At 59.9% G+C, this 13,253-nt stretch carries 13 protein-coding genes; 3 read left to right on the plus strand and 10 right to left on the minus strand.

Going from position 1 to position 13,253, the window contains the following annotated elements; all coding sequences use genetic code 11:
• Together HBH25_RS23915 and HBH25_RS15845 are read right to left on the minus strand one after the other, a co-directional pair.
• A partial coding sequence (locus HBH25_RS23915) for a hypothetical protein (protein ID WP_484573230.1) occupies positions 1 to 95 on the minus strand: 95 nt, incomplete at its 3' end.
• 5 nt (positions 96 to 100) lie between these two features.
• Positions 101 to 253 (minus strand): hypothetical protein, encoded by a 153-nt coding sequence (locus HBH25_RS15845; RefSeq protein WP_168084911.1) that lies wholly within the window; start codon positions 251 to 253, stop codon positions 101 to 103.
• A 666-nt stretch (positions 254 to 919) separates the two neighbouring features.
• Here HBH25_RS15845 and HBH25_RS15850 point away from each other — a divergent pair.
• The gene (locus HBH25_RS15850) at positions 920 to 1,963 is read left to right on the plus strand and encodes a threonine aldolase family protein (RefSeq protein ID WP_168084912.1); all 1,044 of its coding nucleotides are present in this window, start codon (positions 920 to 922) and stop codon (positions 1,961 to 1,963) included.
• Positions 1,964 to 2,031: 68 nt separating this feature from the next.
• Here HBH25_RS15850 and HBH25_RS15855 read toward each other — a convergent pair whose 3' ends face one another.
• From HBH25_RS15855 to gbcB, 3 genes are all read right to left on the minus strand, one after another.
• A complete protein-coding gene (locus tag HBH25_RS15855; RefSeq protein ID WP_168084913.1) occupies positions 2,032 to 2,334 on the minus strand; it encodes a cell division protein ZapA in 303 nt (100 codons plus the stop codon).
• The gene (locus HBH25_RS15860; RefSeq protein WP_168084914.1) at positions 2,331 to 2,561 is read right to left on the minus strand and encodes a hypothetical protein; all 231 of its coding nucleotides are present in this window, start codon (positions 2,559 to 2,561) and stop codon (positions 2,331 to 2,333) included. The genes HBH25_RS15855 and HBH25_RS15860 overlap by 4 nt, the downstream gene beginning before the upstream one ends.
• 193 nt (positions 2,562 to 2,754) lie before the next feature.
• Entirely contained in the window at positions 2,755 to 3,855 is a 1,101-nt protein-coding gene (gene gbcB / locus HBH25_RS15865) for a glycine-betaine demethylase subunit GbcB (protein WP_168084915.1), read from the minus strand.
• 300 nt (positions 3,856 to 4,155) lie between these two features.
• Here gbcB and gbcA point away from each other — a divergent pair, with 300 nt between their 5' ends.
• Positions 4,156 to 5,451, plus strand: coding sequence for a glycine-betaine demethylase subunit GbcA (gbcA, locus tag HBH25_RS15870; RefSeq protein ID WP_168084916.1), 1,296 nt, complete (start codon positions 4,156 to 4,158; stop codon positions 5,449 to 5,451).
• Here gbcA and HBH25_RS15875 read toward each other — a convergent pair.
• Together HBH25_RS15875 and HBH25_RS15880 are read right to left on the minus strand one after the other, a co-directional pair.
• Entirely contained in the window at positions 5,442 to 6,083 is a 642-nt protein-coding gene (locus HBH25_RS15875) for an RHS repeat-associated core domain-containing protein (RefSeq protein WP_229631943.1), read from the minus strand. The genes gbcA and HBH25_RS15875 overlap by 10 nt on opposite strands.
• The gene (locus HBH25_RS15880; RefSeq protein ID WP_178089012.1) at positions 6,070 to 6,771 is read right to left on the minus strand and encodes an RHS repeat-associated core domain-containing protein; all 702 of its coding nucleotides are present in this window, start codon (positions 6,769 to 6,771) and stop codon (positions 6,070 to 6,072) included. The genes HBH25_RS15875 and HBH25_RS15880 overlap by 14 nt, the downstream gene beginning before the upstream one ends.
• 201 nt (positions 6,772 to 6,972) lie before the next feature.
• Between HBH25_RS15880 and HBH25_RS15885 the strand changes: the two genes are divergently transcribed.
• The gene (locus HBH25_RS15885; protein WP_168085054.1) at positions 6,973 to 9,042 is read left to right on the plus strand and encodes a TonB-dependent siderophore receptor; all 2,070 of its coding nucleotides are present in this window, start codon (positions 6,973 to 6,975) and stop codon (positions 9,040 to 9,042) included.
• A gap of 169 nt (positions 9,043 to 9,211) precedes the next feature.
• Here the strand turns inward: HBH25_RS15885 and etfB are convergent, their stop codons facing one another.
• From etfB to dgcB, 3 genes are read right to left on the minus strand one after another with little or no spacing between them, the layout of a single operon-like run.
• Complete coding sequence (etfB, locus tag HBH25_RS15890) at positions 9,212 to 9,982, minus strand: electron transfer flavoprotein subunit beta (protein WP_168084917.1); 771 nt, start codon at positions 9,980 to 9,982, stop codon at positions 9,212 to 9,214.
• Positions 9,983 to 9,992: 10 nt separating this feature from the next.
• Positions 9,993 to 11,213 carry an electron transfer flavoprotein subunit alpha gene (gene etfA / locus HBH25_RS15895; RefSeq protein ID WP_168084918.1) on the minus strand — a complete coding sequence of 407 codons (1,221 nt, stop codon included), beginning with the start codon at positions 11,211 to 11,213 and terminating at the stop codon, positions 9,993 to 9,995.
• Positions 11,210 to 13,174, minus strand: coding sequence for a dimethylglycine demethylation protein DgcB (dgcB, locus tag HBH25_RS15900; protein ID WP_168084919.1), 1,965 nt, complete (start codon positions 13,172 to 13,174; stop codon positions 11,210 to 11,212). The genes etfA and dgcB overlap by 4 nt, the downstream gene beginning before the upstream one ends.
• Between the last annotated feature and the right edge of the window lie 79 nt (positions 13,175 to 13,253).

Consider the following 13,253-nt stretch of genomic DNA (forward strand, 5'->3'; position numbering starts at 1 on the left):
GCCACCAGGCCGATGCCAAGAACAGCCCCCAACACAAAGCCGCCCATTGCGCCGGAGTGGGCGATCTGGTCACCAAACCGTGCTGCCTCGAACATGGGCGTTACTCCTGTTCGGGGGTGGCGGGGGTAGCTGGCAGGCGAGGCTGGAAGCTGGCTAGCCGACTACCGTTCAAACCAAGAACGAACAGGCCGAAGGACAGGGTTTTGAAACGTTGTGACAGCCTGATGCGGCCGCCATGCTGTGCGTATTCCATGTAAAAGAAACTCCTTGTATCGAACATCAGTAGATGCTGAATCAGCCACCAAACTATCGAAATGCAACTTATAATCAGTCGATCGCCATACACCTCTACTACAGCTTAAACAATCAAAACCTTACTTCAGATAAGCGCTTTCGCACCTACAAAGAAATGCATCGATATTTAGAGGTGCCTTGAACCTTCCCGAATTCCCGGGCTGTTTCGCCAACCAAAGAAGGGAAGATTTACGAGCGTTTGCAGCTGATTACCTTAAGCACGAAACCATTTAAAACTTACCAATACAGTGTTTCGTATTGCTTCTATAGTTGCCAATCATAAGCAGCCGGTCAAGCACACCAGTTTGAACAAAAAATAAAAAAATCACTGGCCAATGCAAAAATTAAAAATAGCCATAGGCACTTTCCCAAGCTCTCGAAAGAAATTTCTGAAAGATCACTATCAGTATCCGATAATCGCGCAAGCCCAACTAAATTAGAAATAGCTTGTAATAACTTCACCACCCAAAAATTCAATAAAATCTGCCCAACCGACCCAAAACGACTATCCACTCGGGGCCCTGACCAGCCCCCCCTGCCCGCCCTATCCATCCCCTATACCCTCTATAGCCCCAACGAAAACTTCGCTACAGTGCCGCAGTGCCCACGGCTCTCAGGACATGCCATGACCACCCAGCCTCAACAATTTGCCAGCGACAACTATTCAGGTGTGTGCCCGGAAGCCTGGGCAGCGATGGAAGCGGCCAACCAGGGCCATCAGCGTGCCTATGGCGATGACGAGTGGACGGCGCGTGCGGCCGACCATTTCCGCCGCTTGTTCGAAACCGACTGTGAAGTATTCTTTGCCTTCAACGGCACGGCGGCCAACTCGCTGGCCTTGTCGGCGCTCTGCCAGAGCTACCACAGCGTGATCTGCTCGGACGTGGCCCACGTGGAAACCGATGAGTGCGGCGCGCCGGAATTCTTTTCCAACGGTTCCAAGTTGCTGACGGCCCGCAGCGAAGCCGGCAAGCTGACGCCGGAAGCTATCCGGGAGATCGCGCTCAAGCGCCAGGACATCCATTACCCCAAACCCCGTGTGGTGACCCTGACCCAGGCCACGGAAGTAGGCACCCTGTACCGGCCGGATGAGCTTAAGGCGATCAGCGCCACCTGCCACGAACTGGGGTTGAACCTGCATATGGATGGCGCTCGCTTTGCCAATGCCTGCGCTTCATTGGGCTGCACACCGGCAGAGCTGACGTGGAAATCCGGGGTAGATGTGCTGTGCTTTGGGGGCACCAAGAACGGCATGGCCGTGGGTGAAGCCATTCTGTTCTTCCGCCGGGAATTGGCCGAAGACTTCGATTACCGCTGCAAGCAGGCGGGGCAGCTGGCCTCCAAGATGCGGTTCCTGTCAGCTCCCTGGGTAGGCCTGCTGGAAAACGATGCCTGGTTGCGCCATGCACGCCACGCCAATGCGTGTGCACGCTTACTGGCTGAGCTGATTGCGGATATTCCCCAGGTGAGCCTGATGTTCCCTGTGGAGGCCAATGGCGTGTTTCTCAACATGCCCCCTGCTGCCATTGCTACGTTGCAGGGCCAGGGCTGGCGGTTCTATACCTTCATTGGCGGGGGCGCGCGCTTTATGTGCTCGTGGGATACGAGCGAGGCACGCGTGAGGGAGTTGGCACAGGCGATTCGGAACGTGGTGGGTGTTAGCGTTTGAGGACCTACAGGCGCAAGGTGTGCTTGCGCCTGTAGCAGTGCCCAGTCTCCGACGGGGCGTACAAGGGGCTAGTCGGACGCCTTGCCTACCGTGCGCTCGATCTGCTTTACCGTGGCGTTGACCTGGTTTTCGTACTGGGCCATCGCCTGCTTGTGTTCTCGCTGTGCTTCCAGCAGTTGAGAACAGATGTTCATGGCCGTAAGCACCAGCAACCGATCCCCTAGCAGCGTAGGGTACTTCTTCTTGGTATCCGCCAGGCTGGCCTTGAGCATCATGGCCGCCTCGAACAAGGTGTGTTCCTGATCGGCCGGGGCACGCAGTGTGTAGTCATTGCCGAGAATCTCGACTACACGCGTCGTGCTCTGGCTCATGCGCCAGCCGGTTCAGGGCTGACCCGTTGAATCAGCGCCTGAATACGCGCAGCGGTGGCACCGTGCTGCTCTTCCTGCTCCAGGAGGCTGATTTGAAGGGTGTCGTTTTCGTCCCGCGCCTGAGCCAGGGCGGCATTCAGGGCGCTATTGTTTTCAGCCAGTTGGCGGTTCTGCTCCAGCAGTTCGCCAACCAGTGCTTCGAGTTTGTTCAGGGATGCTTCCAACATAAAAAGGTACTCGACACGAGGTGAACATAAAGGACGCGTACGATAAGAAAAAAGCGCGCGTCTCGCCAGCGCGAAGGCGTGAACGAGCATGAAAATGCAAAAAGGCCCGCCGCTTCGCGTTGGGCCATGGACTGGCATAAAAGTGTGCGGTTCCCCACAAAACGCAACATTGGACCAACGGTAGGCCCGGCTTTCAGTACTCGATCCTTACGTCCCCTTTCGGCACGCTGCAGCACGACAGGATATACCCTTCAGCTTCATCCTCTTCAGTAATGCCCCCGTTGTGCTCCATCTCCACTTCGCCACTAAGTTTGAGCACCTTGCAGGTGCCGCAAATGCCCATGCCGCACGCTTTGGGGATGGTGAGGCCAAGCTTGGCCGCGGCAGCATGCACGGTTTCTCCTGGTGCCACGCGGATGCTTTTACCCGTGTCAACGAACTCGACCTGGTGCAGGTCCGAGGCTGGCACCTCGGGCGCATCGGCGGCCTGTTCAGCCTGCTCCACGGCATCAGCCTTGGCCTCAGGTGGCGTGGCCCCGAACGACTCCTCATGGTAGCGCCCCATGTCGAAGCCTGCCTGTTCCAGCAGGCGCTTTACCGCACTCATGTACGGTGTAGGCCCGCAGCAGAATACCTCGCGCTCAAGGAAGTCTGGCGCCATCAATTCCAGCATGGGGCGGTTCAGATAGCCCCGGTACCCGGCCCAGGGCTCACCCAGGCCGTGCTTTTCACAAATGACGTGCAGCGCGAAGTTAGGGATACGCGCCGCCATCTGCTCCAGCTCACGCTGGTAGATGACATCCTTGGGCGACCGGGCGCTGTGCACAAACACCATGTCCACGTTGGCATTGGTATCGTAGAACCAACGGGCCATGGACATCACAGGTGTGATACCTACGCCACCGCTCAGGTACAGCACCTTTGTAGAGGGGAAGTCGATGGCGTTGAACAACCCTACCGGGCCATGCACTGCCAGTTCCTGCCCTTCATGCAAGGTATCATGCAGCCAGTTGGATACTCGCCCGCCCGGTACCCGCTTGATGGTGATGGAAAAGCTGTAGGGCACCGAAGGCGAACTGGAAATGGTGTAGGACCGCATCACCGGCAAGCCTTCGATTTCCAGCTCCAGGGTGACGAACTGCCCAGGCTTGAAAAAGAACATCACGGGCTGGTCGGCCATGAAGCAGAAGGTGCGTACATCCCAGGTTTCCTGAATCACCTTCACACAGCGCACTACGTGCCGGCCGTTGGCCCAGGTCTGGGTGGTAACAGGGCTCAGGAAATTATTGGACATGCAGGTCACTCCGCAGCCGACCATCGGCGTTATGGGTGTGATTCTGCGTGGCGCCCGCTGGTCGCTCTTTCCTGTTCGCGACATCGGCATGCTTATGGCGACCAGCCTTGCCAGCACAGGCTTTGCTCGTCGGGAACGGATTCGGCCATGTCGCCCATGGATAAGGTTCAGTGGCGGGCCGCCCTCACACTCGCGGCATAAAGGTTGCGACTTCATTCAATGTCGTACCAGTACCGTGACGCGCGATCCGCGCCCTTCTATAGCCCTGTTCGCCGGCGCGCCGGCCCCGAGGATTACACAATGGATGTCTCCCAGAACCTGAGCCTTGGCGACCCCCTGGAGCCCGCGCGTAACGCTACCGCCCATATGTTGCAGACCCGTGAGCGTACGTTCTCACTGCCTCAGCCGTTCTACACGGACGAGCGCCTGCACGAGATCGACATGCAGGAGATTTTCCACAAGGAATGGCTGATCGCCGGCATGACCTGCGAGATTCCGAAAAAAGGTAATTACCTGACGGTGGAAATCGGCAAGAACCCGGTGATCGTGATCCGGGGTGCCGACAACGCCATACATGCGTTCCATAACGTGTGCCGCCACCGCGGGTCGCGCCTGTGCACGGCTGAAAAAGGCAAGGTCGCCAAACTGGTATGCCCCTACCACAAGTGGACCTACGAGCTCGATGGCCGCCTGTTGTTTGCCGGCACGGAAATGGGCGCCGATTTCGATATGAGGGATTACGGCCTCAAGCCGGTGCACGTGAAAAACGCGGGTGGCTATATCTTTATCAGCCTGGCCCAGAACCCGCCTGCCATTGACGAGTTTCTCCATACGCTGGCCCATTACATGGAGCCCTATGACATGGAAAACACCAAGGTGGCGGTACAGACCACCTTGCGGGAGAAAGCCAACTGGAAGCTGGTGCTTGAGAACAACCGCGAGTGCTACCACTGCAACGGCTCACACCCCGAGTTGCTGAACACCTTGCTGGAATGGGACGACACCAACGACCCGCGGGCCGACCAGGCGTTCAAGGACCATGTGGCGCAGTCGGCTGCCGCCTGGGATGCCGAGAAAATCCCTTACCTGCACGCCAGCTTTGGTTTACGCAACCGCATCGTGCGCATGCCACTGCTCAAGGGCACCGTGTCCATGACCATGGACGGTAAGCCCGGCTGCAGCAAACTGATGGGCCGCATCCAGAACCCGGACCTGGGCTCCATGCGCATCCTGCACTTGCCCCACTCCTGGAACCATTGCATGGGCGACCACGTGATTGTGTTCACGGTGTGGCCGATCAGTGCTCAGGAAAGTATCGTGATCACCAAGTGGCTGGTACACAAGGATGCCGTGGAAGGCGTGGATTACGACCCGGCACGGTTGCGTCAGGTGTGGGACGCCACCAACGACCAGGACCGCCAGCTGGCGGAAGAGAACCAGCGTGGGATCAACTCGACGGCTTACCAGCCCGGCCCCTACTCGAAAACCTACGAGTTTGGCGTGGTGAACTTCATCGACTGGTACAGCGAACGCATGCTTAGCAACCTGGGGGCAGCACCAGCACCGTACCTTAAGGGTGTGGCCGTTCACGAGTAATCGGCTCGGGTTGATGAAAAGCCGGTCATTTCAAGCGGCGCTCTAGGCGGCCGGTGCCTGGCCTGACGCCCCCACTGTACAGCCAGCGCACCACGGCCTGCCGTGGTGAGCAGGGTGGCAGTAAGGCTGGCGATCTGAGCCGCTCGGTTGTCATTGGTCAGCCCCACGCCCCAGGCGATGGTACTGCCAGTCATTAGTACGGTATCTATGGCTACCACCAGCTTTGAAGGGCGTGCTAGCCGGTAGCCTGTGAACATCATGGCACCATAGGCTACCAGGCTGAGCGCCCCTGCGATGTGACCCAGAACGTCCAGTGCTTCCTGCCCGCTAGGGTCATGCCGATTGACCGGCTCGCTAAGGCAATAGGCATAACTGTTAAGGCCGCCGCGCCCGAAGGAGGATAGGTTGTCCGGCTGGCAGAAACGCCTGAGCGTAGGCCTGTACAAGCGCCGACCGTTACCCAATGCATACCCTGTGCAAGGTTCCTGATACTGGCCAGTGTACCCAGCCGCCCCATACGCTTGGCCCTCGCCGAAGGGACCATAACTCTGGCGTTGCCCGGCGCGGTATAGCACGGTGCTTGCCATGTCGCAGCCCTCTAGCGACCAGGCGGAACGTTTAACGCGCGGCATTTACCCTCCAGGCCCATGAATGCTGTGTGCGCGATACGGCATTGGTGTGCCAACCGGTTATGCGGCCAACTACCTTTCTAACGCCAGCCCGATGCAAGCTGGGTAAAAGAACAGACATTCTCAACGCTACCGACACCACCCCCAAGCCGATGCTTGTCCAGCCCAGGGTTGCCTGAGTACGCTGGTCATCAGGCTGTGTGGCGGCCACCACACTGGAGACCACGGAGGCCAGGCTTGCTAGGAGGGCCAGGCGAATACCCGTTGTCATGGCGGCCGGTGTTGCCTTGGCACTTCTGCTGCCTAGGTTGGCCATGTGCAGGGCTGAGGTCGCTACGCCACTTACGAGGCCGGCAATCACCAAGGGTGTGAAGCTTCTGCCGTTGTAGTCAGCGCGGTTGATAGGGTCCGCGGCGCAATAGGCGTAAGCATGCACGCCCCCTTGCAGGAAAGGGCTGTCGCCGTCCGGCTGAAGAAACTGCCCCAACACAGGTGAATAACCACGATAACCGTTACCTGGCAGGTACAAAGCCCCGCCTAGCTCTTGCCACTGCCCGGCAAACCCCAGGCAGCCTTGGCTGGCTGCCCATGACCAGCCAAAGGGCAGGTACGCCACCCGTTGCGTCATTCGAGCAAAAAGCCGTGTATGCACGTTTCCGCTAAGCGAAGTGCCTACCAGCATGGCTGTCATAGAGGTTCCTTGGCGCTTTGCGCCTAGCCTAGGAAACACTATGGCACGGCACAAGCTAGCCGTTTGCCAGGTAGCCGGTCGCTGCGCGCTGTGCATGCACTGATTTAGCTAGTCTATAGGCCCGATTAAAATTAGAATCGTTCTCATTTCTCATACTCGTTCGAGCACGCTCCGTTCATGTACCTTCTTTCCCACAAATCGATGCTGGCCCTCTGCGCTTTAGCCTTTTCCACGCTAGCCCTGGCAGATGCTGCTACGGTCGAGTTAGGCACTACTGAGGTTCAGGACAGCGTTGTTGCGCAGCCTGAAGGCTACACGCGCAACCAGGCCAGCACCGCCAGTAAGTCCGAGGTGCCTGTGCGAGATGAAGCGCAAAGCGTGAATGTGGTGACCCAACAAACGCTGCAGGATTACAGCGTCACGTCACTGGACGATGCCATGAAGTTCGTCAGTGGTGTGTCTCAGGGCAACACCCTGGGCAATACCAAGGATGCGCTGATCAAACGAGGGTTCGGGACCAACGACGACGGTTCGATTCTGCGTGATGGCGTACGCTCGGTCATCGGCCATAACCTGGGTGCCACTACAGACCACGTAGAAGTACTCAAAGGCCCTGCGTCATTGCTATACGGCGCCCTCGACCCCGGCGGGCTGATCAACATCATCAGCAAACAACCGCAGTACCTGCAAAGCACTACGGTAACAGGTTCTGCCTACAGCGAAGGCGGCGGCAGCCTCGGCGTCGATACCACCGGCCCTTTGGGGGAAACCGGCCTGGCCTACCGGTTGATCGCCGAGCGCGGCCATGAAGACTACTGGCGCAACTACGGCACCAACGAACACACCTTGGTTGCCCCTTCGCTGAGCTGGACCGGCGACCGAGCTAGCCTTACGTTGTCGTATGAATACAATGACTACAGCAGCCCCTTCGACCGGGGCACGGTCTATGCCGATGGCCACCCGGCAAACGTGAGCTACAACAAGCGGCTGGATGAGCGGTGGGCGAAAACGGTCGGCATTACCGAAACGGCCCAGGCCCGCTTTGAATACCAGCTGAGCAATGACTGGAAAGCCCGCGCGACCTATGGCTGGAATAAAGACCGGTACAGCCTGGCAATTGCCCAGCCCACCGCGTTGAAAAATGAAATGCTTACCCGGCAGGCCAATGGTGGGCACTACGACTATGAAACCCGTTACGCCAGCCTGGATTTTATCGGTGAGCAACAGCTGTTTGGCCAGCGCCATGATCTGCTGGTAGGCATCGATAACGAAGCCAGCGACAAGTACCGTGGCAAGACCTACCGCAATACAGCGGTCACGGGCTTTAGCCTCTATAACCCAATTTATGGCAGCTTGGGCGAACCCAGCAGTGTCAGCCCAACCAACAGCAACCTGCGCAACCAACTGACGTCCACCTCGGTGTACTTCAAGGACAATTGGCACCTCAACGACCGCTGGATCGCCGTGTTCGGCGCTCGCCAGCAGCACTACGACCAGTACAGCGATCAAGGTTTGGTAAAGCGTGTCGTCAACCGCGACGACAACGGCGAGGCCTTCATTCCCTTCGCAGGCCTTGTCTATCAACCTAATGACGCCTGGGCGCTATACGGCAACTACAGCCGCTCCTTCGTGCCCAACGAGACGGTAAGCGAAAACGGCAAAACCTTCGACCCCGAAGAAGGCCGCAGCTACGAAGTAGGCGCCAAGTACACGCCTTCGGACGCCTTGAACGTTAACCTGGCGTTGTTCGACATCGAGAAAACCAATGTGGTGACCAACAACCCCTTCGGCGAACCTGAAGCGGCTGGCAAGGTCGGCTCGCGGGGGCTTGAGCTGGACGTGACCGGGCGCCTGGCACCGCGCTGGGATGTGATCGGCACCTACGCCTATACCCATACGGAAATCCTTGAGGACCCGGATAACGAAGGTCACCGCCTGAACAATGCGCCCAAGCATACGGCCAGCCTGTACCTGAGCCACCATTTGGCAGTGCCGGAAGCTACCGGGCAATGGCATGCCGGCGCTGGTGCCCGTTACGTCGGCGAACGCGCCGGGGATAATGCCAACACGTTCTGGATGAGCAGCTATACCGTAGCTGATGCCTTCCTGCGCTGGGACCTGCCCACCGCTGGCTACAAAGCACGGCTTCAACTGAACGTGGATAACCTGCTCAACAAGCAGTATTACCCGTCCAGTACGGGCAGTGGGGAGTTGCAGGTAAACGTAGGTGAACCGCGCACGGCCAGGCTTACGGCCAGCGTGACGTTCTAACGGGGCAATCGCGAGGGTGGAGGGCGCTAGGGCTTGTACGAAGAGTCGGCGAACGAAGGTCAGGCAAGGAAAAAGCCAGCGAGGAAGCGGAGTTTACTGGCTGTAAATGAGCATTCCGAGCTGGCTTTTGACACAGCATGGCCGAGTGCAGCCACTTTTCGTACAAAGCCTAGCGCACTACACCCTCTTCAACCAGTAACCTAAGAATAGCCTCTGCGCCCTCCTCCGCCGTCACGCCTTTAAGCACCTTACCGCCGCCACCGCTGGCCTTGGCGGTAGCGGCCTTCATGCGATCGGCGCCGCTTTTTGCCTTGATCACTTTCAGGCGTTTGGGGCGTGGGCGAGCAGGCTGCAGCTGGGCGGTGTCCAGCCACTCATCGGCCACCACTTCAACCTCGTGCGCTTGCAGTGCGCCGCGTTGTGACGGCCCATACGCACTTTGCCGAGCCTTGGGAGCGGCGCTGTCCACGGTCGCCAGCGCAGGCAGGCGCACGCTCAATCGCCGCCGCTGGCCCCGGGGCAGGGCCTGAAGCACGTGGGCGATGCCATTTTCTATGCGCTCTACCTCAGCCAAGCCCACTACTACAGGCCAGCCCAACTGCTCCCCGAGCAGATACGGCAGCATACCGCTACCCTCGCCTGTCTCTGCCTGGCTACCGGTGAGCACCAGTTGCGCACCTGCATCACGCAGGTACGCCACAAGCCCGGGCAAGGCATCGGTGCCGGCGGGTTGCTCCAGTACCTGCAAACCGGGCAACCCCATCCCCAGGTAGTCCCGTAGCGCAGGCTCGTTTATATCGCCGGCATGCAGCACCTGAAGGTCTTTACCGGCCAGGCGCAGGCCCAGTTCCACCGCGCGGGCATCCTGTTCAGCACGGCGAGCACGGCCTGACGTGGGGTGAGCGCCCACGGATACCAAGGTCACAACATTGTTTTTCATCAGGCAGGCCTCAGGCAGCGTTACGTGCGGCACCGTGCCGCCAGGCGTCTACGGCAGCGATCAAGGCAGTGAGCAATGCAGCGCTGTCGCCGATCACCGACAAGTCGGCCCGTTTGACCATGTCGCAGTTGGGGTCCAGGTTGATTGCAATCACTTTGTCGCAGGCACCAATGCCTTGAAGGTGCTGAATGGCCCCTGAAATGCCAATGGCCACATACACCCGCGCGGTGACCCAGGTGCCGCTGGCACCGACCTGGCGGTCACGGGTCATGAAACCGTCGTCCACAGCCACGCGAGAAGCTCCTTGTGTCGCGCCCAGCGCCACTGCTGCCCGCTGGAACAACGGCCAGTCCTTCACGCCATTGCCTCCGGATAGAATGAATTCGGATTCCGCCATAGGCACCACCGCTGGGTCCACGGCTACGGCACCTTTGTCCTCAATGCGTGCCAGAGTGCGCAGGGCCGGTGGCGCCAGCGCAAGCGGCAGCACTTCGTGCCGGGTCTCATCTACAGGCTCGGCGCATTCGGCGGCGGCCAGGATCAGCCGCGGCACTGCCTGGGCCATGTCCTGCTGGCCTGCGCCTGCACGGCTAACGCTCACGCCCTCTTTCACGCTCCACACCCGCGTGGCAGGCCGCTCACCCAGGCGCGCCGCGAGGCGACGGCCCAACTCTGCGCCACCGTCACGGCTGTCCGGGAATAGCCAGTGCTGGGGCCTGAACTGGCTTTCCAGTGCCTGCAGCGCCTGTACACGTTGCTCAGGCGCATAGCCCTCGTATTCGTGACCGTCCAGCACCAGCAGGCGATCAACGCCAGCTGTGTCGAATGCGGCTTCCTTGTGCTCCCCAAACACCACCGCCAGCACGGCACCTGCGCTGCCCGCCAGTTGATGGGCGAGGCCGAGCAGGTCCCGGTCATGGGCGGTGAGGCGGCCACCCACCATGTCCGGCACAACGGTGATGTAAAAGGCGGGGTTGGGTACCTGGTGGAGGGGCAGTTGAGCTTCCGGCTGCGCTATCCGCCGTACGTTGACGCCTTGCTCAGTACCGCTGCGATCGATGCGGCGGATGGCATTGGGGCCGATGAAACCCACCGCATGGGGGTTCTTGCGCAGCACCCCCGAGGGGCCTGCCCAACGGGCTTGCTGGGTTTGCAGCAAGCTGTGCAAAGGGTGAAGGCGATTGCGCGCGATCCATTCGCCCCTTGGGTCACGGCGTATCACAGTGCTCATGGGTTGACCTCCGCAGGCTCGCGCCTGGCTGTGCTTTTTGCAGGCGCTGCCGAGTCGTCGATCAGCGCCTCGGCGACCAGCTCGGCAATGTCTTTGATCTCTGGGCGGGGCGCGACCACCCCTTCCAGCATGGCCGTACACTGCGGGCAACCCACTGCCACCAGCTCGGCACCGGTTTCACGAATGTCGTTCATGCGCATGTCGGGAATGCGCTGCCTGCCAGGAATATCGGTAATAGGCGCGCCACCCCCGCCCCCGCAGCAGCGGGCACGGAAGCCTGAGCGCTCCATTTCCTTCACTTCGATGCCCAGCCCGCGCAGCACCTGGCGCGGCGCTTCATATTCACCGTTGTAGCGCCCCAGGTAGCACGGGTCGTGGTAGGTCACGCTGCCGCCTTTGTGGGTATTCAGGTTCAGGCGGTGCGCGGCCATCAGCTCCGCCATGTAAGTGCTATGGTGAAACACGTCATACAGGCCCCCAAACGCACTGTATTCATTTTTCAGCACATGAAAGCTATGGGGGTCACAGGTCACGATTCGCTTGAAGTGGTATTGGGCAAGGGTGTGTATGTTGCGCTGTGCCAGCTGCTGGAATGTCGCCTCGTCACCCAGGCGCCGTGCCACGTCGCCACTGTCACGCTCCTCCAGGCCTAGCACGGCAAAGTCTACTTTTGCCGCCTTGAGTACTTTTACGAAGGCACGCAGGGTACGCTGGTTGCGCATGTCGAAGGCACCATCACCCACCCAGAACAGTACCTCAGCTTGTTTTACCTCTGCCATCAGCGGCAGCGCCAGGTCGGCCGCCCAGTGCAGGCGCCCTCCGGGTGCAAAGCCTCCAGGGTTGTCAGTGGCGATCAGGTTTTCCAGCACTTCGGCGCCCTTGTTCGGGGTAGCCCCCTTTTCCAAGGTGAGGTGGCGGCGCATATCGACGATGGCGTCCACGTGCTCGATCATCATTGGGCATTCTTCCACGCACGCCCGGCAGGTGGTGCAAGCCCAGAGCGTGTCTGCACTCACCAGCCCATCCACGATAGGCTGGTGCGCGTTGCCGCCGTGTTCGCCCAATGGCCGACCTTTGCCGTCCAGCGAAGGATAGGGGCTACCGGCAAAGTGCGCGTCGGTACCACCGGCCAGGCCGATCACCATGTCCTGAATCAGCTTTTTCGGGTTCAAGGGCTGGCCAGCAGCAAAGGCCGGGCACATAGCTTCGCACCGGCCACACTGCACGCAGGCATCGAAACCCAGCAGCTGGTTCCAGGTGAAGTCCTTAGGTTGCTCTACACCCAGCGGTGCCTGATGGTCGGCTAGGTTGAGTGGCTTGAGGCCCGTGGAGCGGCCACCGCCGAAACGCTCGGCGCGGCGGTGCCAAGCCAGGTGTAATGCACCGGCAAACGCATGTTTGAGTGGCCCGCCCCAGGTCATGCCCAGGAACAGCTCACTCACACCCCACAGCACGCCCAGGGCCAGGACGGCCGCTACTACCCAGCCGCCGAAATCAGCCGGCAGGATCCCCGCCACTGGCAACGTGGCGATGAAGAAGCTGCCGGAGAACATCAGCAGGCTTTTGGGCAAGCGCATCCAGGGGCCTTTGGACAGGCGCGCAGGCGGGTTGATACGGCGTTTATAAACAAACAAGGCACCGCAGAACATCACTGCGGTGGCTACCAGCAATGCGTACCCCAGCACCTTGTTGTGTAGCCCGAAACCATGCACAGCGATGGCCATCAATGCCGACAGTGCAAAGCCACCGGCAGTGGCCACGTGGGTATTTGAGATGTAACGGTCCCGGGCTACCACGTGGTGCAGGTCCACCAGGTAACGACGGGGCATGGCGAGCAGGCCGGCCAACAGGTTTACCTTTGCAGGCCGCCCCTGCCGCCATAACGCGATACGACGAGCCGCACCTAGCAACGTCAGGGCCACGGCCGCGAACAGCAGGATGGGAAGAAGGGTGTTCAACATGGCCTAATATCCTCCCTGTAGGAGCGTGCGCAGCGCGCGAACGAGCGGGTAGCCCGGTTCGCGCGCTGCGCACGCTCCT

Origin of the sequence: Pseudomonas quercus (genome assembly GCF_012033695.1) — a bacterium.
Classification (GTDB): Bacteria; Pseudomonadota; Gammaproteobacteria; order Pseudomonadales; family Pseudomonadaceae; genus Aquipseudomonas; species Aquipseudomonas quercus.